Raw genomic sequence first — 25,060 nt, 5'->3', positions numbered from 1 at the left:
TATTTAGCAGTAGACATTAAGCTGTCACCGCCGCCCTTTCACTAATCTTGATCGTGCCATCTACTAGATCAGCTTGCAGGTACTTGGCATCCAAGTGATCCAAGTAGAAGTCAGTGACCTTGTCACGAATTTGCTGTTCAATGACCCGACGAAGTGGACGTGCACCCATCGCTTCATCGTAACCTTCAGTCATCAACCAGTTCTTAGCATCGTCAGAAACCGTTAACGTGATGTCCTTCTTAGCTAACGTCTTGTTAACGTCATCCAATAACAGGTCAACGATTTGACTTAAATCGGTCTTAGTCAAATGACTGAATTGAACGATCCCGTTGAACCGGTTCAGAAATTCTGGTCTGAAGTATGGTGCCAAACGTTCGGATAGGCTGATATCCTTCTTCTTGTCGCCAGTCAAAGCTTCATTACCGAAACCGGCGTTAGAAGTGGCGATGATAATTGTGTTCTTAAAGTTGACCACGTTACCCTGACCATCCGTCAACCGACCATCATCCATGACTTGCAGCAACAGGGTCAACACTTGCGGATCAGCTTTTTCAATTTCATCCAAGAGGACAATTGAGTATGGGTTACGCCGAACTTGTTCCGTTAAGGTGTTACCGTTATCCTCGTAACCAACGTAACCAGCACTGGTCCCAATTAATTTAGAAACCGCTGTCCGGTCACTGTATTCACTCATGTCCAACCGGATAATGGCCTCCTTGTTACCAAACATGTCCAGGGCTAATTGCTTAGCCAATTCCGTCTTACCCACACCGGTAGGACCAACGAACAAGAAACTGCCGATTGGCCGGTTACCTTCATCAAAGCCAGCACGGTTACGACGAATAGCACGAGCTACCATCTCAACAGCTTCGTCTTGGCCAATAACCTTAGACTTCAGCCGGTCAGCAATGCCTTTTAGACGCTGAATATCGTTGGTACCCATCTTAGCAACGGGAATGCCAGTCAGCCGTTGAACGGATTCAGCAACGTCATTTGGCGTCGCAACCACGTTACTTTCAGTTGTGTCGTCAGCATGCTTGATTTGAGCTTCCAGTTTTTCGACGCGTTCCTTAGCTTTAGCGGCCTTTTCGTAGTCTTCTGCTTTAGCAGCTTCGTCCTTGGTCTTTTGAACTGTTTTCAGTTGTTCTTTCAGACTTGCTTCATCGGAGCCAGCGTTACCAGCTGCTAAGTGTGCCGCAGTCATGTCGATCAAGTCAATCGCCTTATCTGGCAAGGTTCGTTGTGGCATGTATTGAACGGAGTAGTCCACCGCAGCCTTCAAAACATCGTCCGGCAAGCTGACGTGATGGTGCTTCTCATAGAGGCCTTTGACCCCTTTCAAGATTGCCAGAGTCGTTTCTGGTGATGGCTCGTTGATCACCACATCGTTGAACCGACGTGCTAACGCCGTGTCCTTTAAAATGGTGTTCCGGTATTCATCCTGAGTGGTTGCACCAATCACGGTAATATCACCACGAGAAAGTGATGGCTTGATGATATCAGCTAAGCCTTTACCGCCATTTTCTTCACCGCCAGTAGAACCAATCCCTAAAATCTGATGAATTTCGTCGAAGAACAGGATAACGTTACCGGCGGCCTTCACTTCTTTGACTAAGTTTTTAATGTTGTCTTCAAATGAACCCCGCAGCTGCGTGCCTGCTTCTAGCGAGGACAGGTCAATGGACCAAATTTCCTTGCCTTGCACGGCTTCAGGTACTTTGCCATCAGCAATCGCTTGTGCCAAACCTTCAACTACCGCTGTCTTACCAACCCCAGCGTCACCGACAAGGATTGGGTTATTCTTGATCCGACGACTTAAGATTTCAGCCGTTTCTTGAATTTCCTTGTCCCGGCCAATAACGGGATCCAGTAACCCATCGCGAGCTTCTTGCGTTAAATTACGGCCTAATTTCTCCAAAATACCACCTTTCTTAACGGCGTGATCACCGGCATCATTCACTTCAATTTCGTGCTCGTGGTCTGGTAACTTCCCCGTTGCACGGTACTGTGCGAATTCATCCGGCGTTAATTCGTGACCGTTAACTTCGTAGCGTGCGGTTTCGCCATTTCCCATCTGTCGAAATAGACTGTTAAACATATCATCCATATTGTTATTGAAGAATGGATCGTTAAAATAATTTGCCATATTACATGCACCCCCATGTGATTTGACGCCCAAGCAAAACGCAAAGGCACCGTCTAGTCGACGATGCCTCGCTGATTGCTATTAAGTTGGTTAGTCTAGTCAGTCGAGGCGGATATTAATATTATATCGAACTTTTGTCTGATATAGTTCTTATATCCCCGTCAACAATTATATATTATCACCTTTTTAGCACTCTTTCAAGCAGAGTGCTAATTTTATTTTTATTTATTTTTGCGGTCCAAACTGGTTATAATAAGACTGTATGTTAAAACGCTTACAAGGAGGATTTACAATGTCAAACACAGTTAAAATTGGTAAATCAGAAGTAACTGCAACCCCATTAGGTCTTGGAACCAATGCGGTTGGTGGCTATAACCTCTTCCCTAATTTAAAAGACGATGACGGTTTAAATATCGTTAAAACCGGTATTGAAAACGGCATTACGTTATTAGACACTGCCTATGTTTACGGACTGGGCCATTCTGAAGAATTGGTCGGTCAAGCTATCAAAGACTTTGACCGTCATCAGTTGGTGATTGCTACGAAAGGTGCCCATGACTTTTCATCGGGTGAACAAGTCATCCGTAACGATCCAAAGTTTATTACCCAGCAAGTTGACGATAGCCTAAAGCGTTTGGGTACCGACTACATTGATATTTACTACCTGCATTTTCCAGATCACGATACACCAAAAGCTGAAGCGGTGGGCGCGTTACAACGCTTGCGCGAACAGGGTAAGATTCGGGCAATCGGTGTTTCAAACTTTAGTCTGGATCAAATCAAGGAAGCTAACGCCGACGGTTATGTTGACGTGGTAGAAGATGAATTTAGCTTGCTGCATCAAGACCATGGCGCGGATATGCTGCCATATTTAAAGGAAAATAATATCAGCTTCGTGCCTTATTTCCCATTAGCGAGTGGTTTGCTGACGGGTAAGTATCAGCGCGACATCGCCTTCCCAGAAGACGATATTCGCAGTCAAATAGCGGATTTCCAAGAACCGCGCTACGGGCAAATTCTGACAGCGGTGGATGCTGTTCGGCCGATTGCCGAAGCGCACGATGCCACGGTAGCACAAACTGTTTTAGCTTGGTACATTAAGAATCCACTGATCAGCGTTGTGATTCCAGGGGCTAAGAAACCGGAACAGGTGGCAGCTAATGCGAAAGCGTTGGATGTAACATTAAGTGATGAAGAATTTAAGCAAATTGATGATGCGTTTGCGGAGTTTAAACAGATTAAGAGTGGGAAGTCGTTGGCAGACCCAGAGTAGAGGAGAGTGTGGAAGCAGGCGGTTAAGGAGCGGCGTGTAAGGTGATGTTGGTAAAAATCCCGGTTTTGGATTTATGCCAATATCACCTTACACATAGCTTCTTGCCTGCTGGAGCACGTTTGAGTGTGGAAGCAAGCGGTTAGATAGCGAAGTGTAAGGGGCCTCACCATAAATCCATGGGTTTGGGATTTGTGGTGAGGCTTCTTACATGCAGCTGTCTGCTTGCTGGAGCACGTTTGGGCAATATGAAATGAAACATCTCACTACTCCCCTCTAGCCCAAACGCGTTCCAGCAGGCAGGGACTTATGTGTAAGGGGGCATCCGGTAAAAATCCTAAGTTCGGGATTTCCACCGGATGCCCCCTTACACGCCAGTCCCTTAACGCCTGCTTCCACGCTCTACATTTTAAAACGCGCTCCACAACACTGATTCCGGCCATATAACTAAAAACGGTGAGTTTCCCAAGATCAGGAAACCCACCGTTTTCAGTTATATTCTGGAATCAACCCGTGTTGTTCCACGCTCTACATTTCTCACAACCCCAATCTCAAACCCTTGTTGTCCTTCCAAATACACCATCTCATCATCATACCCGATCACCTTGCCAACCAGATCTGGTAAGAATTCACCATTCAAATCCCGGTTGTTTAATTGCACACTCACCGTTTGACCATTGGCATAGGCTTCACTTAATAGTTGGGACATCTCTTCCATGGATTGCTGGACCCTTGCAGGATATTTTTTGGCTTCTTGTTTCGCCTGTTTTTTCAACGCCGCCGTATGATCCGACAGATAGAATCCCTGCCACTTCACCACACCGCGATCCCGATAATCGTGGTCGAAGAAGCGCTGCACCAATTGATCATCATTAATTTGCCGTAACTTACTCATCGTTTAATCGCCTGCTTTGAATTAACCTCTGATTAGATGGCCAGCGTTGGCCTGTAAACCCAACAAATTCAAAACTCAGCTTAGTATGTTCTCTTAGCCCCTTAACCACCTGCTCCAAATAGGTTAACTGGTATTGCTGAATACTGTGCAACGGCTGCGACTTCAACCGTTGACCACGGTGCTGATAGTTAAGAAAAAAATTATACGTTTTATCGTACGGGTCATCCGTGATTTGGACTTGATAGCGGACCTGTGGCAATCGTTTAAACCCTGCGTCCAACCGCTCTGTAATTAATTTTAAATCCTTATTCATAAGCATTCCCTCCGTTATGACCACCGACCAATGACGCCCTGTCGATTGCGGTACCACCCTTTTGCAAACTACTTGCGTACACCAATCGGGTAAAGCCGAACCGGTCACGAATTGCGTCAACCACATGGTCAGCTTTGACCCGTTTAAGTTGTGTCTTAGCTGGTTCAAAGAAGTTCAACTGCAGGCCAGTTGAAGGACACAGCCTAGAGGTATAAACTGCCACGTTTCGAATCGTCTGACCTCCCCAGTTGCGCCTGAACAAATCAAGGATTGCGGCGGTAATCTCAGCATTCTGATCAGTTGGTGCAATGCGCATCTCCTGATGAAACCCGCTGCGGCCATCCGCTTCACTGGCAGCGTAGGAAAACCCAATACTAAGTGACACGCAGCCTGCCTGCTTATGGTGATGACGCAGACGCGAAGCTACCTGTTCGCCAACTTCTTTAATCACCGTCTCGATCTCTGCTTGCTTCATGTAATCTTTGGGTAACACTTGAGAATTCCCCAAGCTGGCATTTTTCGGTCCACGGCGCTTTTTTAGCTGTGACCGATCAATTCCCCACGCCATGGCAAACAGCTGCTGACCCATCAACCCCATCTCGCTATTCAACTGATACGGATCCACGTGAGCCAATTCGTACATATTATGGATCCCTAAACGGTTTAAATGGGATGCGGTTCGTTTGGCAATTCCCCAAATATCGGTTAACTTGGTGACCGGCCAAATCGTTTGCGGTACGGTTGAATAATGAATCTCGCCAATGAGATCAGCATCGTGTTTAGCATAAAGGTCCAGCGCTAACTTAGCTTGAAGCGGGTTATCACCAATCCCAACTGTGGTGTATAACCCTAATTCTCGGCGCACCGTTTTTTGAATCCGAACGGCGACTTCTCGTGGTGTCTTCCCGAATAATCGCCAAGAATGGGTTAAATCCAAAATCGATTCATCAATTGAATACGGCATTAAATCTTCATCAGCAACAAACCGGCGAAAAATATCGTTGATCTGTAGATTGCGTTTAATATATAAATTCATCCGCGGTGGTACCACCACTAACTGCGGATCCTGCGGTACCTCCCGGGCACGGGAAACATTGGCTTGTAAATGATATCGCTGCTTAGCCTCCGGTGATGTGGCTAAAACCAGCCCGCCGTTCGTATTCTCCGCTTCACTCATCACTACAAGGCTAATCTTTAGTGGATTCCACCCCCGCGCCACGGCTTCGACGCTGGCGTAAAACGACTTATTATCGATTAAAAAGAAAACCCCGTGAGGCTCATTTTGGTAATTCATCACGCTCACCTCGAACATATGTTTGTAAACATTATACAAACATATGTTCTTATTTGGCAAGCGTTATTTCCAAAATTCTGAAGTCACAACCATTTCGTACTATAATATAAGCATTAAGTTAACATTGGAGGATGATCCTATGTCAGATAACGAGCCTTTCATGAAAGATGCCCACGTAACCTTCCCAAGCGGGACTTTAACATTAACCGAGCTTCAGCAAATTTTTAAAACACTCCCATTTGAATTAGACCTGGTGGATGCTAGCGACCGCTTTGGTTGGTATTCAGATCAGCCCAATCGCAATCACACCCGCTCTCAGGATCAAATTGGCAAAACGCTGGCGGAAATTCATCCTGCCAAAATTCTACCCGCTATCAAATCCCTCATCGATAGTTTTAAAGCGGGTAAACAGGATTCAGTGAACATTCCCAGTACACAAAACGGTCATAAAATTTTGACCACCTATTACGCGTTGCGCGATGACGCTGGTACCTACTTAGGGACTTTGGAATGCACCGCGAACGTTGACCAAGTGATCAGTATGTTTGAAAACGGTGCGTTTGACGCCCTGTCTGGTGCCTCAACTCAGCCAAATAAAACCACTGATACCACTACCGGTGCGTCGGCCAAGCCACAGATGCCAGAAAACCTAGACGCCAACACTGGCGCATCACAAAAGTAACCATGTGATTAACGACGCTGCTCCAAGAATTCGAGTAGCGCTTTTTACATTTTCAATAACCTGTGTAAAATTTTAAAAATTGCCCCTGTGAAAGTTGCACAAATAATTCAGCGTAAATCAATTTAAAGACTAGCACCAAGCCTTTTTAAAGCACTTTCGTACGCCGTATGTCGAGTGCTAAAGGGGACAATTGTCCTAAAAAAGTTTATAATGTAAAGTATAAGTCTGAAAATGAAAGCGGAGGTCACCATGGATAAACAAAATAAAATTGACATCCTAACGCACTTGGTGCAAATTGATTCGGCTAATGATCATGAAAAAATGGTCGCGGATTACTTAGAAAAGTTACTCACGGATCACGGCATCACAGTTAAGCAAGTTGAAACGTCTCCTGGGCGCAACAACCTGATTGCTGAGCTTGGTGAACCAGACGCAACGCCCGTCTTCGCGCTTGCTGGTCACATGGATACTGTCAGTTTCGGTAATGTGGGCAATTGGGCACATGGTCCATTGTCAGCTGAAGTCCACGGTGACCGCCTTTATGGTCGTGGCAGTGCAGACATGAAGGGCAGTTTAGCTGCCATGGTCATTACCATGATTGAATTAGCAGATAGTAAAACTAAAATTCCTGGCCGCATTCGTTTACTAGCTACAGTTGGTGAAGAATACGGTGCCGCTGGTTCTAAACAATTAACTGAACAGGGTGAAGTTGATGACGTTGACGGCATGATCATCGGTGAACCCACTAGTGGTGACGCGGTTTACGCCCACAACGGTTCGCTGAATTACACCGTTACCTCCGAAGGTACCCCCGTTCACAGTTCTATGCCAGAACAAGGTGTTAACGCCTTGACTAACTTGGTTAAATTCGTGAACGCCGAAGCCGATCTTTTCGCTGACGTGAAACCAAGCAAGGAAGTCGGTCCACTGGTTCACAGTATCACCGTCTTCAATAGCGGCGACCAAGTCAACACGATTCCAGGTCACGCTGAACTGCAAGGAAACATCCGCGCCACACCTGAATTTGGGAACGGAGCCGTCATCAAACGGTTGAACATGATCTGTCGCGGTCTGAGTTCCGCACCCGGTGCTGACTTGTCCTTCAACGTTGACATGTCCTTTGATCCCGTAGTCACTGACAAAGAAGACCCACTGGTTCAATTGGCACAATCAGAATCAAGTAAAGCCCTGAAACATGACACTGACTTTAAAGTTATTCATGGTGCTACCGATGCTTCAGAGTATCGTAAGGCCGAAAACCAATTTCCAATCGTTGTTATGGGCGCTGGTGACTGGGAGAACGCTCATAAGATGAACGAATACGTTGAATTGAGCCAGTTCTTGGTGATGGATGACGTCTATAAAGAAGTTGCTTTGAAGTATTTGAAGAGTTTGAGCAAGAAATAAAAGTGGGATTGGGTTGTGGTAAAAGCGTTAAGGCTACATAGCCGAAACGCGCTCCAGCAGTCAGGGCCCTATGTGTAAGTCACTTCTGGTAAAAATCCAAGTTCGGGATTTCCACCAAAAGCGTCTTACACTACAGTCCCTTAACGCCTGCTTCCACGCTCTGCATTTTTGAAACGCGCTCAACAACACTGATTCCGGCCATATAAGGCACAAAAAAGAGGTTCCCAAAAATCAGGGAACCTCTTTTTTGCGTCTTATATTCTGGAATCAAAGCGTGTTGTTTCACGCTCTCTAAAACTCATGCTCACTAACCCCACCACTAATAATCGCTAACGTATCATCCAGCGACTGCATCACCATGTTCTTAACGGCATGGTCAGTGAAGAACGCTACATGCGGTGTGAGTAACACATTTGTCATTTGCTTCAACTGGTTATAGTGCTCAACCGGTGTTGGGCCATCAAACTTTTTGTTGAAGACCTTAGTTTCATCCTCAACCACGTCCAGCGCTGCGCCAGCAATCTCCTGGTTATTCAGCGCACTGATCAGCGCTTGCGTATCCACCACTGGACCACGGGAGTCGTTGATGAAGAACGCGGTTGGCTTCATTTGCGCAAAGGCTTTGTCGTTAATCAAATGGAAGTTATCATCGCCGCCCCAAACATGTACGGAAATGATATCGGCCCGTTTGTACAGTTCTTCCTTGCTAACATAGGTCAAAACGCCACGTAAATCTTCTCGCGGTGCACGCAGATCATTACCGATCACCGTTGCACCAAGAGCATGGAAAATTCGCGCTAAGGTGCCGCCAATCCGACCAACACCCACGATGCCCACGGTTAGCTCAGTTAATTCCTGTGACCGTAACCCAAGCACCACATAATTATTGTCACTGAGTCGGTCGTTAAATTGTGGGATGTGGCGAATGAGTTGCATCGCTTGCGTCAGTGCCATTTCAGCCACCGCTTCTGGTGAATAAGACGGCACGTTGGTTACCCGCAAATGATTTTCCTTAGCCCACTTCAAATTAACAGTGTCGATACCAGCTGAGCGCGCTGACATTTGAATAATGCCGTAACTGGCTAACTTTTTATAGAAATCTGGATTTTGAGTCACTACAGTTCGTTGCTTAAAATCAATTCCGTCGTACCCCTTGGCCATCTCAACCGTATCATCGTGCAATTCTTTATCAGTACTATCAACTTGCACACCATGTTCCTTTGCCCATTGATCAACAAAGGGCTGTTCATCAATTCGCACGTTGTAAGCTAAAATCTTTGTCATTATCTGTCATTCTCCTACCCAAAATTTAATCAAATAAATCCCTTCCCGTTCATCGTTTGAACAGTAAGGGATCCTCACTCTCCCAGTGATTGCCTGAATAATTGATCACTTTCAATTATCAAACAGTATCTAAAGAGTGTCAATATTAAGATTAGAACTCTATGGGTATTTGATGATAAAGCCAACTACGCCTTTGCGCGTTCATGGGTCGCGCTTAAGGGTATCGGCATCACCTTCCTTGTTTTACGGATCAACCGAGCCGGATTACCTACCGCGGTCCAGTGCGCCGGAACATCTTCTAATACCACCGCACCAGCACCAATTTTAGCACCTTCACCAATCGTGATTGGACCTAACAATAATGCATTAGCACCAATAAAAGCACCCCGTTTAACGATTGGCTGCCGGCGGCCATTCTTGACCGTATTCCGTGCACCCAGCGTCACCCCGTGCAAAATCGTCACGTCATCTTCAACGATTGCGGTGGCACCGATGACAACACCAGTGCCATGGTCGATGAAGACTCGCTTCCCAATTTGGGCAGCTGGATCAATGGTGATCCCAGTAGTTTTCGCAGCGTGCTGACTCACTGCCTGAGCTAAAACGTAGTGTCGATGACTATCCAAAAAATGTGTGATTCGGTGCCAAAACAACGCCCTGACACCAGGATAGGTGAGCACCACTTCCAGCAAACTGTGTGCCGCCGGATCACGCTTTAGGATGGCTCGCGGTGTTTGCAGCATGGCTCTCGCTCCCTTGTACGGCCTTGAAGCCGCGGTCCAAATCGGCCAGTAAGTCTTTTTCATCTTCGACACCAATAGAAAGGCGAATCAGTTCATCCTTGATACCATTTTTAAGCCGAATATCACGTGGAATGGCACCGTGGGTCATCAAAGCAGGGATCTCAATCAAGGATTCCAGAGCGCCTAGACTCTCAGCCAACGTAACGATTTTAAGGTTTTCAACGAACTTCTTAGGATCCAGTCCGGGTTGTAATTCAAAGGAAATCATGGCGCCAAAGCCGTGATGCATCTGCTTCTTGGCAATCTCATAATCAGGATTTTCCGGGTCACCTGGGTAGTAAATTTTAGCAACAGCCGGTTGATCAGACAAGTAGTTGAAGACGGCTTGAGCATTGGCTAAGTGTGCCCTCATCCGAAGTGCCAGCGTCTTCATACCCCGTTGCAGCAACCAGCTTTCCTGTGGTGCCAGGATGCCGCCAATCGCGTTTTGCAGATAACCGATCTTCTCGCCCAATTGCTCATCTTTAGTGACGATCACACCAGCAATAACATCCGAATGGCCGCCGAGATACTTCGAAGCGGAGTGCAACACGATGTCCACACCCAGTTCCAATGGCCGTTGCACGTAAGGCGAACTGAAGGTGTTATCAATAATACTCAGTAAGCCATGTTCGCGAGCTAAATCAGCAACGGCTTTAATATCGGTCACGCGCAATAGCGGGTTAGTCGGTGTTTCCAGGTAAATGGCCTTAGTCTCTGGCTTGATAGCAGCTTCAACGGCAGCTAAATCCCGCGTATCCACCACGGTAAAGGTCATGCCGAACCGTTTCAGAACGGTATCAATCAAGCGGAAAGTACCACCGTAAACATCGTTACCAACGATAAAATCATCGCCGGCGCTAAACATTGAGAAGACGGTATCGATTGCTGCTGAACCAGAGGCGAACGCGAACCCCTGAGTGCCGCCTTCAAGATCAGCGATTAACGCTTCAACCGCTTCTCGTGTTGGGTTACCAGAACGAGAATATTCGTATTTTGACTCGCCAATTTTACTTTGATGGAAAGTGGATGCCATGTAGATGGGAATGGAAGTTGCGCCCGTGTATGGATCTTCACTAATGCCGCCGTGTAATAGTTTCGTTTCAAATTTCATGTTAAAATCTCCTCTTCAATTTAGTCTTGTGTGGCATAAATATTTTCACTCATGTAACGTTCCGAGCTGTCAGGGAATACCGTTACGATGGTGCTATTCTCAGGTAGCTGTTCAGCCACTTTTAAGCTGGCCGCCAACGCTGCGCCGGAAGAACTACCGATAAACAATCCCTGTTCAGCTGCCATCTGACGCACGTACTTGAAAGCATCCGCATCCGAAATAGTGAGCGTTTGGTCGATTTGAACATCCTTGAAAAATGGCGGAATGAATTCAACGCCGATCCCCTCCGTTTTATGAGGATGCTCTGGTCCGCCATTTAGAATCGATCCTTCAGGTTCAACCACGATGGATTGGGTATTGGCATTCTGTTCTTTCAAATATTTCGCGATGCCCGCAAAGGTTCCGCCAGAACCAGCGCCAGCAATAAACGCATCAATGGGCTGATCAAGATCCGCAATCAATTCCGGTGCCAACGTGTGGTAATAGGCCGCTGGATTAGCCGGATTCTCAAACTGCATCGGTACAAAACTGTTTGGCGTTTCAGCAGCGATTTCACGGGCTTTTTTGATTGCGCCTTTAATCCCATCTTCTGATGGCGTATTGATCAACTTGGCACCCAATGCCTTCATGAGCGTTTGCTTTTCATAACTAAACTTCTCCGGAACAACCAGAATAGTGGGTAAATGATGTTCCTGAGTCGCCAACGCAACCCCGATACCCGTGTTACCAGCGGTTGGTTCAATGATGGTGGTGGTAGCGTTGATCTTGCCTCTATCGATGCCATCCTGAATCATGTATTGGCCCAAACGATCCTTGATGCTACCGCCTGGGTTGAACATCTCCAGCTTGGCGTAAATATGCGAGTGATTTGGAACCTCGATTTGCAGGTCGATTAACGGTGTGTTGCCGATGAGTTGCTGAACTGATTTGATTAACATTTTATGATCCCTTTCCTTAAATTATTGGGTGGATAATTTTGGTTGGGATAGTTGTGATTTCTTGATTGTGTGTGATGGCTAAGTGGCATGGCTTTTTCAGGCTACCGTGCCTTAACGCGTTCCACAAAACTGATAGCTATGTGTTAAGGGCTGGCTGGGATAAATCCAAGACCGGGATTTTTCCCAGCCAGCCCTTACACGCCGCTATCAACCCGTTTTGTTCCACGCTCAACACACAAAAACGCGCCCATTCCTCTTTCAGAATTGGCGCGCTCCTCGACCCCGTTCCACCTGGAACAGAGACTTTTAGGTTAAATCAACAATTACCCTTTTAAAAGTCAATGCTTAACAGGCCAAACATCGCAGAACACGCGACATTTGACAACAAGTATTTTGCAATTGACCTTTAACTGAATGGGTTATCATTGTTGATCCTCCTTCGATTTATAACTTGAGGTTAATATAATCGTTTGGCCTGTGGATGTCAAACCTGTTTAACGCTATTTTTTCGTGTATGAACCTGAAAAGATTGATTTATCGGCACTCATTCGAGTAAAATTTTTTTGTTTTTTAAAACTCATTTATGATAAAAATATCCTAAATTTAATTTAAAACTCATTATTCTCATTTTCATCATCAACTTAGTTTCTACTATAATACCCACTTAAAGCAGCCGTTAGCCACTAAATAAAAAGTTGACAAGTTCAAAACTAACTGATAACATTCAACTCATAAGTTAAAAAATGAAACGTTGATGAGAAGAGTACGCACCCTTTAATTTCAAGAGAGCCCCGATTGGTGAGAACGGGTGATTGAATGATGCAGAAGATGAGCTCGGAGTTCAATTTGCGGTGAAAGCCAATAATTCGTGAGGATACGATATAATCCCGAACATTATCTGTGTTCAAGAGGCTAGTCATTGACTAGTAATTTGGGTGGTACCACGGTTAACCAATCGTCCCTGTGTTGCATAATATTATGCAGCGCAGGGACTTTTTGTTTGGCGTTTCATTTTTTCAATATTTTTAGAGGGATGTGGGATAGATGCATTATGCAGTGTTAGGGTCAGGCGCTATGGGTCTTCGTTTTGGAATTCTACTGAAGGAAACGGGTCAGCAAGTTGATTTCGTTGATGACTGGGATCCCCAAGTAGCAACCATCAAGAAACAAGGCGGCGTTTACGTTTCCCGTGATGGTGAGGGCCGTCACTTAGTAAACATCGACATCAGCCTCCCAGAAGATTACACGGGTCATCCAGATGCCTACATCATCTTCTGCAAGCAAATGGGCCTGCAAGAAATGTTGACACGTTGCGCCCACTTCTTCACGGACGATCAATACGCGATTACGCTGATGAACGGCATGGGCCACATTGAGAAGATCAACCAGTACTTTAAGCCAGAACACGTGATTGCTGGTACCGCCATGATTGGCACCGTCCTTAACAAGCCAGGCGACGTTGATTTCATTGGCAAAAAAGGAACCGGCACCATCAACCTGGTTAATCAAACCGAACAGGCAGACGACTTCACTGATCAAGTTGTGGCGGAATTTACAAAAGCTGGCTTAGGACCAACACTCACACACAACTTTCTTGGCACCCTCTTAACGAAAGTCATCTATAACTCAGTTGTGAACACGCTTTGTTCCATGTTCAAACTAAAAGAGGGCGAATTCATATCAGCCGATGTGGCACCTAAATTGATCCATCGCCTGATTAAAGAAGCTTACGAAGTTTGTGATGCTGCAGGCATTAAGCCACTTCAAAATAGTAGCGAAGAAACTCAGGTCATCGTTGACGCTACAAGTAAAGTTACACCACTTCACTACCCTTCAATGTACCAAGACCTAGTCAAGAAGCGCCTAACTGAAGTCGATTACATCAACGGCTACATTTACCAGCTCGGTGAAAAGAATGGTTACAGCGCCAATTCACACGACTTTTTACGCGACCTAGTTCATTTGGCAGAACACGCCAACTTAATTTTAGATTAATAGTGGAGGAAATAGAGGATGAGAAAGTCACTGCTTAAATTATTAGGGATTTCACTTTTAGTATTAGCTACCGGCGCAACCCTTTCCGCGTGCGGGAACAGTTCATCAAAGCCATTAAGCACGAAAAAGATCACGGTTGGTGTCACAGCTGGCCCCCACGAACAAATCATGGAGCAAGTTAAAAAGATGGCCGCCAAAGATGGCTTAACGATCAAGATTCGTTCATTCACCGATTACAACACACCTAACTCAGCCTTATCTTCCGGCGACATTGATGCTAGTTCATTTGAAACGACCCAGTTCTTAAAACAACAAGAACACGATAAAAACTATAAATTCGAAATTGCTTTTAAAACGATTGCCTTGCCAATGGGAATCTACTCAAATTCAATCAAGAACTTAAAGGACCTGAAGAACGGCGATAAAATTGCTGTTCCAAACGATGCCACCCAAGAAGCTAGAGCACTTCGGATCTTCCAAAGTGCCGGTGTCCTAAAGATCAAGAAGGGTGTTGGTCAGAAGGCAACGAAGAAAGATATCAGCTATAACCCTAAGCACCTTAAGATTTACGAATTAGACGCTTCACAAATTCCCAAGCAACTCAACGAAGTATCTGCTGCAGCCATCAACAGTAACTTCGCTCTCGATAATCACATTCTATTAAGTTCAGCACTGGTTCACGAACCATTAAAGAACAATGCATGGCCAAACAACTTTGTGGTTAGAAAAGGTCACAAAAACGATAAAGTGGTCAAGCAAATCAAGAAGTACTACCAGTCTAAACAGATCAAACAGTATATTTTGAAGAAGTTTAAGGGAGCGGCAGTACCGCAATGGTAAATCCAAACGCCGCCGTTAAATCTGAACACGCCAATCACGTCTTAAAGGAAAATTAGGAGGAGTTCACCATGAAGCATAGATTACTGAAATTATTAGGCCTTGCAGGATTAGTATTAGCCACCAGCGCAACTTTAGCCGCTTGCGGTAACGGTTCAAGCAAACAATTGGACACCAAGAAAATCACGATCGGCGTTACCGCCGGCCCTCACCAACAGATTTTAGACCAAGTCAAAAAACTGGCAGCCAAGGACGGTTTAAAGATCACCGTTCGTTCATTTACCGACTACAACACACCTAACTCAGCGCTATCTTCTGGTGATATTGGCGCTAACTCATATCAAACTGGTCAATTCTTGAAGCAACAAGAACACGATAAGAACTATAAGTTTGATGCCGCCTTCAAGACCATCGCTCTGCCAATGGGTCTCTACTCTAAGTCCATCAAGAGTTTAAATGACCTTAAGAGCGGCGATAAGATTGCCGTTCCAAACGACCCTGCTAACGAAACTCGTGCACTGGAACTCTTCCAGAAGAACGGTGTCATCAAGTTACGTAAGGGTGCCGGCGAAAAAGCCACTAAGAAAGACATCGTTTCTAACCCTAAGCACCTCAAGGTCTATGAATTGGATGCCTCACAATTGCCTAAACAATTAGGTGACATCACCGTCGCAGCCATCAACAGTAACTTCGCTTTGGCAAATCACATTTACCTCAAGACGGCCCTTGCTCACGAACCTTTGAAGCATAACGTTTACGCTAACTACTTCGTGGTTCAAAAGGGTCACAAGAACGACAAAGTCATCAAGCAAGTTAAGAAGTACTACCAATCTAAGACGATCAAAAACTACATCAACAAGGAATTTAAAGGAGCTGTGGTTCCACAATGGTAAAAAATGCAAACACACCACTCATCAAATTTGAACACGTCAGCAAAACCTTCAAAGGCACTGCCAAAACCAAAGAAGTCCACGCTGTTCATGATGTGTCGATTTCAGTGGACCAAGGAGAGATCTTCGGGGTTATCGGTTACTCTGGCGCTGGTAAAAGTACGCTGATTCGCATGATCAACGGCCTAGAAACGCCAACTGAAGGTACCGTTAAAGTCAATGACCAAGACGTTACCCAACTGGATAAAGCCGCTTTAGCACAGTTACGGCATAAAATTGGCATGATTTTTCAAAACTACGACCTGCTAAAAACTGCCACCATTTACCAAAACATCACGATTCCTTTGAAGCTGGAAAAGATTTCCACTGAAGAAATCAAGCAGCGTGCCGAAAAGTATCTGAAAATCGTTGGTCTCTGGGATCGGCGTAACAGCTACCCATCACAGCTTTCTGGTGGGCAGTCACAACGGGTTGCCGTGGCTCGTGCATTAGCTCATGAACCACAGATCCTACTGTCAGATGAAGCAACTAGTGCCTTGGACCCTGAAACCACCAGTTCGATTCTGGATCTGCTGAAGGATATCAACCAGAAACTTGGCTTGACCATCTTCATCATCACCCATGAACTGGACGTGGTGAAGAGCATCTGCGATAAGGTGGCTATCATGGAGTCTGGTGAATTGGTTGAACAAGGCCGAACCATCGATGTCTTCACTAATCCAAAGCAGGAAGTTACCCGCCAGTTCTTGGGCTCAAGCGATCTGTCCGGTGTACCAGCTGCAATCCTGACTGAAACGCAGAAGCATAATCACGTTTTGCTGATCAAATTTATTGGCAACGAAGCTTCTACTCCAGTAATTGCACAGCTCACCAAGCAGTTTCACGTTGAACCCAATATCATGGCTGGTTCCATTGAGTACTTAAAGGAACAGCCCTATGGTAAATTACTGATTTCGATTGAATATAATGATAACTATGACGCGGAGATTCAGTATTTGAAAGATCAAGGCGTCATCGTAGAGGAGGTTGACCAAGTTGGCTAATTTTATATCTGAATGGGGAAACACCCTGACGACTGGTTTGACTGATACCTTGATCATGACCGTCATCACCCTGATTATTACCATCATCGTTGGGATTCCGCTGGGCATCTTCCTAGTTGAAACCAACGTCAACGGGATGTATCCAAACGCGTCCGTTCACGCCACTTTGGAAACTATCGTTAACATTTTGCGATCGTTACCTTTCATCATTTTACTGTTCCTGATTCTACCAATTACGCGGCTCTTAGCCGGTACCACCATTGGTATCCGAGGTGTGATTCTGCCACTGGTCGTCTATTGTGCCCCGTTCTTAGCACGGTTGATTGAATCTTCCCTGCTGGACGTTGACCCCGGTATCATCGAAGCTTATCAATCAATGGGAATCAGCAACTACAAAATCATCACTCGCGTCCTACTGAGAGAGGCACGTAGCGGTATCATCCGTGGTTTGACCTTAGCCACTATTGGTTTGATTGGCGCTACCGCCATGGCCGGTTTAGTCGGTGCTGGTGGTCTTGGAGACATTGCCTATCAATACGGTTTCCAACGTTATCAACCAGACATTATGTATACTTCTATCGTGATCCTGATTGTCCTGGTACAAGTGATTCAGAGTGTCGGGAACGTTGTCAGTCGGCGATTAACGAAGTAAGCTGTGACAAAACTCGGTAGATTCCAGAATTTAACGTGAATAATGCCTATTCCGTGTATTTTGCGGAATAGGCATTATTTGCGTTAAATGGCCGGAATCTGAGTTTTGGCACGTAATTAGTCTATATCGACGTATAGAGTCCAAAGTACAGTAATAACTAATTTTGTCTATGATCGTACTTCAATTCAACAAGTTAATATAGCCTAAACGTGTTCAAACAAGCAAAGAGTTGCAAATAAGGCACAGCCAACAGAAATCCAAAACCAGGATTTCCGTTGGCTGTGCCTTATTTTTCACTCTTTAAACGCTTGTTTTCACACTCTATTCCACGAGCTCTTCATTCATATGCTTCGTAAAGAGATCATACATCTTCTGCGCTTCAATCTCATCCGCACTGATGATGATAATCACGTCATGCCCGGCTAAAGTCCCCTTAACTTCGGGTAGATCCAGGTCATCAAGAATCGCTGCCAGCATATTCGCATAGCTTGGAAACGTGTGAATCACGTTAAGAAACTGAACGCGATCAACTTGCGTGACTGTATCGCCAATCGAACGGTATAGATGCTGCATCTCGTTTTGATTACCTGCTTTATAAATCATATAGCGGGATGATCCGCTAGCGTCTTGTTGCTTCACGATCTGCATTTCACGAATATCCCTAGATATCGTTGCTTGAGTCGCGTTGATGCCCGCTTGACGCAGACGCTCCATGAGCTCCTCTTGCGTCGAAATCACGTATTGATTAATGAGCTGTTCAATTTTTGTTTGGCGAACAGTCTTTTTCATCTTGTTTCACCTACTTCTTAAAATAATTTAGTGATCTGACTCCAGTCGAGACTTGTGACACCGTTGACTCCCAAACGGAAGAGTTCAAACACCGTTAATAACGCCACGATGAAGATGCCAATGGCGAGGATTCGTTCGCCCGATGAGAAGATCTTGTCTGCGTGGTTATCGCGCTTTTGCAGCATGTAATAAACTGGAATCCCAACCGCAAACAATAGACTCATCAGCAGAATGTAACCCAGGTTGGAAGCATACAAGAGCCATACCGCGTAGATACTTGCAATCCAGCCAACGACTAGGTTGCCGGTACGTCCTGGAGTGCCGATTGATTCGTGCATGGTGAACTTCAGTTGATAGAAAGCTGAAAAGGCGTACGGAATCAGGATAGCGGCACTGGCGATTGAATAGAAGAAGTTGTAAGCCGACGCGGTGATCAGATAACTGAACATGAAGAGTTCCACGCAGACGTTAGTAAATAGCAACGAGTTGATTGGTGCACCATTCACATTTTCCTTAGCGAAGACCTTAGGGAAGGTCCCCACCTTGGCAGCTTCGTATGGTAATTGACCGGCAAACATGGTCCACGATAGCCAAGCACCCACAACGGAGATGATCAAGCCAGCATTAACCACGATGGCGCCCCACTTACCCACAACGCTTTGCAGTAAGGCGGCCATAGCGGGTTGGCTCAGACTAGCTAAACCAGCTCTACGCATTACACCGAACGATAACAGGGTGATCAAAGCGTAGATCAAGATAACGGTGATAATTCCCAGCACCGTGGCTTTACCAACGTCAGAACGCTTCTTCGCACGTCCTGAGAACACGACGGCACCTTCAATACCAATGAAGACCCAAACGGTAACTAACATGGTGTTTCGCACTTGACCCATAACATTGCCGAACTGGAAACCACCGCTTGGTGTGAACCAGAAACCGTGGGTGAAAACGCCCAACCGGAAGGAAATAACCATAATGACTAAGAAGATGAAAATTGGGATCAGTTTGGCGACAGTAATAATAGCGTTAACAAATGATGCTGATTCAACACCCTTTAAAATCATGAAGTGGCAGGCCCACAGAATCACTGAGGCAGCTGCGATGGACCACAGGTTTTGCCCATCCTTGAAGACTGGGAAGAAGTACGCCACGGCACTCATCAGCAAGGTAGCATACCCAACATTGCCCAACCATGCTGACAGCCAGTACCCCCAAGCGGAGTTAAAGCCCATGTACTTCCCGAAGCCGGCTTCGGCGTAACTGTAAACACCGGCATCCAAGTCGGGACGTTTCATGGTTAAGTTCTGGAACGTTTTTGCTAAGGTCAACATCCCGATAGCGGTGATGACCCAGCCAATCATGATGGCACCGGCGCCAGCACCCGCTGCCATATCATGCATCAGGTTGAAGACCCCGCCACCGATAATCGAACCGACGACTAACGAAACAAGTTCTAATAGATTTAATTTACCCTTATTTGATTCTTCCAATAGTTACACATCCTTTCGCTCTAGAATGCTCTTAGGTCAGCAATTCTGGATTAAACTGAAAGTTCTTGTGCTGATAGACCACGACACCCTCGTCCACTAACTTGCTGACAACTTGACCAGCAGTTTCGCGGGTAGTCCCACTAACGCGAGCAATTTCCTTTAGGGTAATGGGGTACGGAATCGTCGTTTTATCCGACTCATTGTGCGTCCCCAGATCCTCTGCAATCAGCATCAGCGCCTGTTTGACGCGGTGTGTTGCACTAGAGGTCACCATCCGTTGCAGACGGTTTTCATCATCGTTGATAATTTGGCCCATTTGGGAAATCAGGCATACCATCATTTGCTTATTTTCACGCAGTAATGTCTCAAATACTGGCATCGGAAACGTCGCAATCGTGATGGCAGTCATAGCCATAGCAGCGTAGGTGTACGTTTCACCAACAAACATGCCGCGGTACGGAAACGCCTTATGAGGACTCACGTAGTTAATAAATGGAAAACTGCCAGTCTCGTCTACCCTTTCAAGGCGCACGACTCCATCGAGCACGTAGTAAAAGCGTGTTCGCGGATCACCCTGATCAAACAGCACTTGCCCCTTTGCGAAGGTCTTGACCTGCATCTGCTGAGCTAGCTGTTCAAATTCACTGTCAGTAAAGGAAGCAAACTCCTCTTGCTGACGGATAATTTTGCGATACTTTTCAAGTTCGTCCATTCTATTCATGTTGAGTCCCCTTTTCGATTTGATGCGTTTTCGTACTTGGACTATTTGGCTGGTACTGGGGCAGCGGAGATGATGGTGCCGCTACCCGTACTGAGAAATTGGCCAACGTTTTCTAACGACGTCACAACCGCTTTGGCATCCGGACGGTGTTCAACAAACTTAATGGCAGCCTCCACCTTAGGCAACATGCTGCCCTTAGCGAATTGATCCTGCTTAATGTAGTTTTTCAATTCTTTAACGGTGACATTGGTTAACTGTTTTTGATCCGGCTTATTGAAGTTCACGTAGATGTTATCTACCGCAGTGAGGATGATCAGCAGGTCAGCGCCCACCAGTTCAGCCAGTTTTTCGGAAGCGAAATCCTTGTCGATCACGGCTTCTCGGCCCACGAATCGATTACCTTCGCGGACAACGGGAACGCCGCCACCACCAACTGCCACTGGGATGATATCAGCATCCACTAATTTATTCACGACATTTGCTTCATTAACACCGATTGGCTTTGGTGAAGGCACCACGCGGCGGTAACCACGGCCAGCATCTTCCACAAACGTCTGGTCGGGGTGTTCGGCGCGAAGCTTGGTAACTTCTTCCTTACTGTAAAATGGGCCAATGGGTTTCGATGGGTTGGTGAAGGCTGGATCATCGGCTGCCACTTCAACTTGAGTTACCACTGTGGCAACATCGATATCCATGTTATTTTCGGCCAGTACTTGGCTCAATGCGTTTTGCATCCAGTAGCCGATACTGCCTTGAGTCATGGCTACCGCAGTGTCCAACGGCATTGCAGGATTAGCCTCCGTACTGCCAGCAGCTTGTTGAAGGAGTAAATTACCCACTTGCGGACCATTACCATGGGCAATGATCAAATGATCCCCCTGCTTGATAAATTCCACGAGGTAGCGGGCTGTGTCCAATAAAGCTTGTTGTTGTGCTGCTGCACTGGCGTCTTTTGATAAGATGGCGTTACCACCCAGTGCGACAACGATTTTTCGTCCTGACATTATAAACATCCTTTCGTTTCGATATGAGCCAATTGTGATTTGCTCGTTTAATTTCAATTTCACCAACATGAGGGGTCGCACTTAAATAATCCTTGAACCAGATTATTTGAGCGCGGCCCCTCATTTATTGGGAGTTAAACGTCTTTGATTCCAATTATCGCAAGTGATTAAACTCTTGGAATGAAGAGATTTCCTAAAGTTGCTGCCATCATCGCTTTAATGGAGTGCATCCGGTTCTCTGCTTCTTCGAATTGGCGTGCGTATGAACTACGAAAGACTTCATCAGTAACTTCCATTTCAGTAATACCGTATTTTTCTTGAATTTCTTTACCGTATTCAGTATCAGTATCATGGAATGCTGGTAAGCAATGCATGAAGATCAATTGATCATCTGGTGTGCCGGTCTTCTTCAGTGCGGCCATGTTAACTTGGTATGGCTGCAATAATTTGACCCGTTCTTCCCAATTGCTTTCGCCCATTGATACCCAGACGTCGGTATAAACGATGTTTGAACCCTTCATACCCTCATCCAGATCATCGGTGATGAGTAACTGAGCGCCAGACTTAGCAGCGAATCCGTTAGCCAGGTCTTGGATTTCTTTGGTTGGGTGTAATTCTTTAGGAGCAACGATGTGAATGTTAACGCCTAAGATGGCACCTGTTACTAACAGAGAGTTGGCAACGTTGTTACGGCCATCACCCATAAAGGTTAAGGTTAAGCCCTTCAAGTGACCAAAGTTTTCCTTCACCGTCATGAAGTCAGCTAGCATTTGAGTTGGGTGCCACTCGTCAGTGAGGCCGTTCCAAACTGGTACACCGCCGAATTCGGCTAACTGCTTAACGACTTTTTGACTGAAGCCACGGAATTCGATGCCGTCAAACATACTTCCCAGTACTTTAGCAGTATCTTCGACAGATTCCTTCTTACCGAGCTGAATATCGTTAGCACCTAAGAATTCTGGGTGGGCACCGAGATCAATAGCAGCGGTCGTGAATGCTGAACGTGTTCTAGTTGATGTTTTTTCAAACAATAAAGCAACATTTTTGCCTTCCAAGTAATGGTGTGGAATGCCGGCCTTTTTCAAAGCCTTTAAATGCAAACCAAAATCGATCAAGTATTCAAGTTCAGCCGCGGTAAAGTCTTTTTCAGCCAATACTGAACGGCCCTGAAATACACTATTTTTGAAATCTGTCATGTTAAAATTCTCCCTTTTATAGATCTTCTCTTACTAATGGCATGCTCATGCAACGTGGACCCCCACGGCCCCGAGATAATTCACTTGAAAGAACTTCCAGAACTTTAAGACCGTGTTCGCGCAGTACCCGGTTGGAGACGTAGTTACGGTTGTAAGTAACAACGACACCTGGGGCGATTGCCAACGTGTTTGAGCCATCGTTCCATTGTTCTCTGGCTGAGACGATTGGGTCGCCAGCGCCAGTTGGAATCAAGTCAAGATCGTCTAAGTGAAGGGCGTCTTTAAGCACTTGTTTTAAGTCGGTTCTGTGATCAAGGTTTAATTCGCCATCGTTACCTTGGGTGATCGTCCAAGTATCAATGTGACCACCTTCGCCCAAGATACCTGGGTGAACGGTGAATTGATCCTTGTTGATCATGGTAAAGACGGTGTCCAAATGCATCATCGCGTGGTTGTGTGGGATGCGGATGGCAATGATCTTTTCGTAACCGCTCTTGTTCTTGAAGAGGTTCCGGGCAATGTCTTCAATAGCGTTAGCTGAAGTCCGTTGCGAAACACCAATTGCGAGAACGGTGTTACTGAGAACTAATTCGTCCCCACCTTCGATACGGGTATCGTGGTTACGATCACGCCATACCTGAAGGCCTTGGTTAGCAAACCGTGGATGATATTTGATAATTTCTTCGTAAAATAAGGATTCACGACGACGCGCAGGGAAAGTCATGTGGTTAATGCTCAGTCCCTCGCCGATTGAGGCTGCTGGGTCGCGTGTGAAGTAGAGGTTAGGCATTGGATCCATGAAGAATGGGTAATCCTCTTCTTCGGCCGCACTGACAAGGTCGCGTGGCACAAAGTCGAGTTCGTTCTTACGAACACCGCCCATGATCTTAATGACCATCTCCTGAGTTGACATCGAACTGAGGTATTCTTTCAAAACGTCGTGCAGGACACCAGCTGCATAGCCGGATTCTGCCAACATTTGGTCAAGAAAGGCATCTTTAACTTGGTCGCCGCCAGCATCCAGTGCTTCGGCTGCCAATTTTTCAAGATATAAGACCTCAACACCGTTATCCCTTAGCGTATCCGCAAAAGCATCGTGTTCCTTTTGGGCTACAGGTAAGTATGGGATGTCGTCAAAAAGCAATCGGGGCATCATATCTGGTGTGAAGTTTTCAACTTCAACGCCGGGCCGCTTTAACATCACAACTTTCAATTTGCCAATCTCAGAAGTGACGTGAATTGGTTTTGTCATCTGTGTTACCTCCTATCTCATTTGAACAACATCATCATATCCGATATTGTAACCGTTTTCTAAAGCGCTTTCACAGTTAAAATGTACATTTTTTCACGTTTTAATTTGACTTTGTATATTGAGGAAGATTTATGTAATAAAAATGAATATACAAGATAAAATAGGTATTTATACGACTAGTTTTGTATAAAATGAGATAATAATAATCCCATTAAATTTTAGGATGTTTTTAGTTAGTGCCTATTTAATAACGTTTATGACATTTATCAGTTATAATTATTTACATATTATCCGTTTAGTATAAATGTATACTAATTAATTAGATTGTGAATATTCTAATTGTGAGGAATCATTAGTTTTACTGGGTTATATGTGTGGCGTTGTGGGTGCATATTGATTATTGAGCAAGAGATTAGTTGTGATGTTTCTGTAAGCTTGATGATTGTTTGTGAAAACAAATGAAAAAGTTCAACCATCGTATATGCAAAATAAAAATAGGCATCCCACCGTCACACAATTCATATGACAACGGAATGCCTATTAAGAAACTTATTATAATTCGTCAGAATCGAAATAATCCTCATCTACAGTAAATAAGTCAAAGTGATGTTTAGCTTCCACACCTACACGATATTGGAGCATCAGGTTCGTTAGCTTTAACCCATCGATGAGAACGATTGAAAAACTCTTTGCTGTTTGGATTGCTTGCTGAGAAAAACTGGATGTTGTGATAAATACACCTCGATCAGCATGAAGCCGATTTAGAGCGCCGTAGAACTGTTCAATGTTCGGCCGTTGTACGACATTGTTTGCTTGGTATCTTTTAGCTTGTAAGTAAACCGTACTCGTTCCGAGAGGATCCTGATTAATAACGCCATCGATTCCGCCGTCATGACTCTGTGGTGTCACGATTGCATTACCATTAACACCTTGATATCCCATTTTAACTAATAAATCTATCACCAGGTGTTCGAAAAATTGAGGTTCGGCCTCACGAATTCGGTTAAGCAGGTCATCGGCTACTTGAGTGTTGTAGTCTTCAATTTGTTTGGTAATGTCTTTGACA

At 45.4% G+C, this 25,060-nt stretch carries 23 protein-coding genes and 1 other annotated feature; of the genes, 8 read left to right on the top strand and 15 right to left on the bottom strand.

Annotated elements, in window-relative coordinates; translation table 11 throughout:
• Window positions 1–16 precede the first annotated feature (16 nt).
• The gene (locus tag AC6H04_RS10820; protein WP_497571680.1) at window positions 17–2,146 is read right to left on the bottom strand and encodes an AAA family ATPase; all 2,130 of its coding nucleotides are present in this window, start codon (window positions 2,144–2,146) and stop codon (window positions 17–19) included.
• Between the two features lie 292 nt (window positions 2,147–2,438).
• Here AC6H04_RS10820 and AC6H04_RS10815 point away from each other — a divergent pair, with 292 nt between their 5' ends.
• A complete protein-coding gene (locus tag AC6H04_RS10815; protein ID WP_497571679.1) occupies window positions 2,439–3,419 on the top strand; it encodes an aldo/keto reductase in 981 nt (326 codons plus the stop codon).
• 490 nt (window positions 3,420–3,909) lie between these two features.
• Here AC6H04_RS10815 and AC6H04_RS10810 read toward each other — a convergent pair whose 3' ends face one another.
• Genes AC6H04_RS10810 through AC6H04_RS10800 form a run of 3 tightly spaced genes read right to left on the bottom strand, consistent with a single transcriptional unit; the run spans window position 3,910 to window position 5,918 of the window.
• Complete coding sequence (locus AC6H04_RS10810) at window positions 3,910–4,311, bottom strand: hypothetical protein (RefSeq protein WP_497571678.1); 402 nt, start codon at window positions 4,309–4,311, stop codon at window positions 3,910–3,912.
• Window positions 4,304–4,624: an acetyl-CoA carboxylase gene (locus AC6H04_RS10805; RefSeq protein WP_497571677.1), complete on the bottom strand. Its 321-nt coding sequence runs from the start codon at window positions 4,622–4,624 to the stop codon at window positions 4,304–4,306. The genes AC6H04_RS10810 and AC6H04_RS10805 overlap by 8 nt, the downstream gene beginning before the upstream one ends.
• Window positions 4,617–5,918 carry a Y-family DNA polymerase gene (locus AC6H04_RS10800; protein WP_497571676.1) on the bottom strand — a complete coding sequence of 434 codons (1,302 nt, stop codon included), beginning with the start codon at window positions 5,916–5,918 and terminating at the stop codon, window positions 4,617–4,619. The genes AC6H04_RS10805 and AC6H04_RS10800 overlap by 8 nt, the downstream gene beginning before the upstream one ends.
• A gap of 139 nt (window positions 5,919–6,057) precedes the next feature.
• On the opposite strand from AC6H04_RS10800, the gene AC6H04_RS10795 reads away from it, so the two are divergent.
• Both AC6H04_RS10795 and AC6H04_RS10790 read left to right on the top strand, forming a co-directional pair.
• The gene (locus AC6H04_RS10795) at window positions 6,058–6,600 is read left to right on the top strand and encodes a PAS domain-containing protein (RefSeq protein WP_497571675.1); all 543 of its coding nucleotides are present in this window, start codon (window positions 6,058–6,060) and stop codon (window positions 6,598–6,600) included.
• 249 nt (window positions 6,601–6,849) lie between these two features.
• On the top strand, window positions 6,850–8,007 hold the full coding sequence (locus AC6H04_RS10790; protein ID WP_497571674.1) for an ArgE/DapE family deacylase: 1,158 nt from the start codon (window positions 6,850–6,852) through the stop codon (window positions 8,005–8,007).
• A 291-nt stretch (window positions 8,008–8,298) separates the two neighbouring features.
• On the opposite strand, the gene AC6H04_RS10785 is transcribed toward AC6H04_RS10790, so the two are convergent.
• The 4 genes from AC6H04_RS10785 to AC6H04_RS10770 all read right to left on the bottom strand — a co-directional run bounded on the left by AC6H04_RS10785 (window position 8,299) and on the right by AC6H04_RS10770 (window position 12,125).
• The gene (locus tag AC6H04_RS10785) at window positions 8,299–9,291 is read right to left on the bottom strand and encodes a D-2-hydroxyacid dehydrogenase (RefSeq protein WP_497571673.1); all 993 of its coding nucleotides are present in this window, start codon (window positions 9,289–9,291) and stop codon (window positions 8,299–8,301) included.
• 185 nt (window positions 9,292–9,476) lie between these two features.
• Window positions 9,477–10,034 (bottom strand): serine O-acetyltransferase EpsC, encoded by a 558-nt coding sequence (gene epsC / locus AC6H04_RS10780; RefSeq protein WP_497571672.1) that lies wholly within the window; start codon window positions 10,032–10,034, stop codon window positions 9,477–9,479.
• Window positions 10,000–11,187 carry a trans-sulfuration enzyme family protein gene (locus tag AC6H04_RS10775; RefSeq protein WP_497571671.1) on the bottom strand — a complete coding sequence of 396 codons (1,188 nt, stop codon included), beginning with the start codon at window positions 11,185–11,187 and terminating at the stop codon, window positions 10,000–10,002. The genes epsC and AC6H04_RS10775 overlap by 35 nt, the downstream gene beginning before the upstream one ends.
• A 20-nt stretch (window positions 11,188–11,207) precedes the next feature.
• Window positions 11,208–12,125, bottom strand: a complete 918-nt coding sequence (locus AC6H04_RS10770) for a PLP-dependent cysteine synthase family protein (protein ID WP_497571670.1) — start codon at window positions 12,123–12,125, stop codon at window positions 11,208–11,210.
• 742 nt (window positions 12,126–12,867) lie between these two features.
• Window positions 12,868–13,091 (top strand) — a binding site (T-box leader).
• Window positions 13,092–13,169: 78 nt separating this feature from the next.
• Between AC6H04_RS10770 and AC6H04_RS10765 the strand changes: the two genes are divergently transcribed.
• The 5 genes from AC6H04_RS10765 (at window position 13,170) to AC6H04_RS10745 (ending at window position 17,542) form a co-directional block, all read left to right on the top strand.
• Window positions 13,170–14,120 (top strand): ketopantoate reductase family protein, encoded by a 951-nt coding sequence (locus tag AC6H04_RS10765; protein ID WP_497571669.1) that lies wholly within the window; start codon window positions 13,170–13,172, stop codon window positions 14,118–14,120.
• Window positions 14,121–14,138: 18 nt separating this feature from the next.
• Window positions 14,139–14,960 carry a MetQ/NlpA family ABC transporter substrate-binding protein gene (locus AC6H04_RS10760; protein WP_497571668.1) on the top strand — a complete coding sequence of 274 codons (822 nt, stop codon included), beginning with the start codon at window positions 14,139–14,141 and terminating at the stop codon, window positions 14,958–14,960.
• A gap of 68 nt (window positions 14,961–15,028) precedes the next feature.
• Window positions 15,029–15,850, top strand: coding sequence for a MetQ/NlpA family ABC transporter substrate-binding protein (locus AC6H04_RS10755; RefSeq protein WP_497571667.1), 822 nt, complete (start codon window positions 15,029–15,031; stop codon window positions 15,848–15,850).
• Window positions 15,844–16,890 carry a methionine ABC transporter ATP-binding protein gene (locus AC6H04_RS10750; protein WP_497571666.1) on the top strand — a complete coding sequence of 349 codons (1,047 nt, stop codon included), beginning with the start codon at window positions 15,844–15,846 and terminating at the stop codon, window positions 16,888–16,890. Before AC6H04_RS10755 ends, AC6H04_RS10750 begins: the two co-directional genes overlap by 7 nt.
• Window positions 16,883–17,542, top strand: coding sequence for a methionine ABC transporter permease (locus AC6H04_RS10745; protein WP_497571665.1), 660 nt, complete (start codon window positions 16,883–16,885; stop codon window positions 17,540–17,542). Before AC6H04_RS10750 ends, AC6H04_RS10745 begins: the two co-directional genes overlap by 8 nt.
• Before the next feature lie 321 nt (window positions 17,543–17,863).
• Here the strand turns inward: AC6H04_RS10745 and argR are convergent, their stop codons facing one another.
• From argR to AC6H04_RS10710, 7 genes are all read right to left on the bottom strand, one after another.
• Entirely contained in the window at window positions 17,864–18,331 is a 468-nt protein-coding gene (gene argR / locus AC6H04_RS10740; RefSeq protein ID WP_497571664.1) for an arginine repressor, read from the bottom strand.
• 17 nt (window positions 18,332–18,348) lie between these two features.
• Window positions 18,349–19,821, bottom strand: a complete 1,473-nt coding sequence (gene arcD, locus AC6H04_RS10735; RefSeq protein ID WP_497571663.1) for an arginine-ornithine antiporter — start codon at window positions 19,819–19,821, stop codon at window positions 18,349–18,351.
• Between the two features lie 31 nt (window positions 19,822–19,852).
• Window positions 19,853–20,542 carry a Crp/Fnr family transcriptional regulator gene (locus AC6H04_RS10730; RefSeq protein WP_497571662.1) on the bottom strand — a complete coding sequence of 230 codons (690 nt, stop codon included), beginning with the start codon at window positions 20,540–20,542 and terminating at the stop codon, window positions 19,853–19,855.
• A gap of 41 nt (window positions 20,543–20,583) precedes the next feature.
• Window positions 20,584–21,546 carry a carbamate kinase gene (arcC, locus tag AC6H04_RS10725; RefSeq protein ID WP_497571661.1) on the bottom strand — a complete coding sequence of 321 codons (963 nt, stop codon included), beginning with the start codon at window positions 21,544–21,546 and terminating at the stop codon, window positions 20,584–20,586.
• 167 nt (window positions 21,547–21,713) lie between these two features.
• Window positions 21,714–22,742, bottom strand: coding sequence for an ornithine carbamoyltransferase (gene argF / locus AC6H04_RS10720; protein ID WP_497571660.1), 1,029 nt, complete (start codon window positions 22,740–22,742; stop codon window positions 21,714–21,716).
• A 16-nt stretch (window positions 22,743–22,758) separates the two neighbouring features.
• Window positions 22,759–23,994, bottom strand: coding sequence for an arginine deiminase (arcA, locus tag AC6H04_RS10715; RefSeq protein ID WP_497571659.1), 1,236 nt, complete (start codon window positions 23,992–23,994; stop codon window positions 22,759–22,761).
• Window positions 23,995–24,546: 552 nt separating this feature from the next.
• Window positions 24,547–25,060 (bottom strand): restriction endonuclease (locus AC6H04_RS10710; RefSeq protein WP_497571658.1); only part of this gene is annotated, 514 nt, incomplete at its 5' end.

The organism is Secundilactobacillus sp. MJ173 (assembly GCF_059704265.1).
This window is presented reverse-complemented; position numbering and strand designations above follow the sequence as displayed.

Excerpts from the sequence above, each read along its gene's own strand:
- AC6H04_RS10820 (WP_497571680.1), bottom strand. The coding sequence starts at position 2,146 with ATGGCAAATTATTTTAACGATCCATTCTTCAATAACAATATGGATGAT.
- AC6H04_RS10815 (WP_497571679.1), top strand. The coding sequence starts at position 2,439 with ATGTCAAACACAGTTAAAATTGGTAAATCAGAAGTAACTGCAACCCCA.
- AC6H04_RS10810 (WP_497571678.1), bottom strand. The coding sequence starts at position 4,311 with ATGAGTAAGTTACGGCAAATTAATGATGATCAATTGGTGCAGCGCTTC.
- AC6H04_RS10805 (WP_497571677.1), bottom strand. The coding sequence starts at position 4,624 with ATGAATAAGGATTTAAAATTAATTACAGAGCGGTTGGACGCAGGGTTT.
- AC6H04_RS10800 (WP_497571676.1), bottom strand. The coding sequence starts at position 5,918 with ATGAATTACCAAAATGAGCCTCACGGGGTTTTCTTTTTAATCGATAAT.
- AC6H04_RS10795 (WP_497571675.1), top strand. The coding sequence starts at position 6,058 with ATGTCAGATAACGAGCCTTTCATGAAAGATGCCCACGTAACCTTCCCA.
- AC6H04_RS10790 (WP_497571674.1), top strand. The coding sequence starts at position 6,850 with ATGGATAAACAAAATAAAATTGACATCCTAACGCACTTGGTGCAAATT.
- AC6H04_RS10785 (WP_497571673.1), bottom strand. The coding sequence starts at position 9,291 with ATGACAAAGATTTTAGCTTACAACGTGCGAATTGATGAACAGCCCTTT.
- epsC (WP_497571672.1), bottom strand. The coding sequence starts at position 10,034 with ATGCTGCAAACACCGCGAGCCATCCTAAAGCGTGATCCGGCGGCACAC.
- AC6H04_RS10775 (WP_497571671.1), bottom strand. The coding sequence starts at position 11,187 with ATGAAATTTGAAACGAAACTATTACACGGCGGCATTAGTGAAGATCCA.
- AC6H04_RS10770 (WP_497571670.1), bottom strand. The coding sequence starts at position 12,125 with ATGTTAATCAAATCAGTTCAGCAACTCATCGGCAACACACCGTTAATC.
- AC6H04_RS10765 (WP_497571669.1), top strand. The coding sequence starts at position 13,170 with ATGCATTATGCAGTGTTAGGGTCAGGCGCTATGGGTCTTCGTTTTGGA.
- AC6H04_RS10760 (WP_497571668.1), top strand. The coding sequence starts at position 14,139 with ATGAGAAAGTCACTGCTTAAATTATTAGGGATTTCACTTTTAGTATTA.
- AC6H04_RS10755 (WP_497571667.1), top strand. The coding sequence starts at position 15,029 with ATGAAGCATAGATTACTGAAATTATTAGGCCTTGCAGGATTAGTATTA.
- AC6H04_RS10750 (WP_497571666.1), top strand. The coding sequence starts at position 15,844 with ATGGTAAAAAATGCAAACACACCACTCATCAAATTTGAACACGTCAGC.
- argR (WP_497571664.1), bottom strand. The coding sequence starts at position 18,331 with ATGAAAAAGACTGTTCGCCAAACAAAAATTGAACAGCTCATTAATCAA.
- AC6H04_RS10730 (WP_497571662.1), bottom strand. The coding sequence starts at position 20,542 with ATGAATAGAATGGACGAACTTGAAAAGTATCGCAAAATTATCCGTCAG.
- arcC (WP_497571661.1), bottom strand. The coding sequence starts at position 21,546 with ATGTCAGGACGAAAAATCGTTGTCGCACTGGGTGGTAACGCCATCTTA.
- argF (WP_497571660.1), bottom strand. The coding sequence starts at position 22,742 with ATGACAGATTTCAAAAATAGTGTATTTCAGGGCCGTTCAGTATTGGCT.
- arcA (WP_497571659.1), bottom strand. The coding sequence starts at position 23,994 with ATGACAAAACCAATTCACGTCACTTCTGAGATTGGCAAATTGAAAGTT.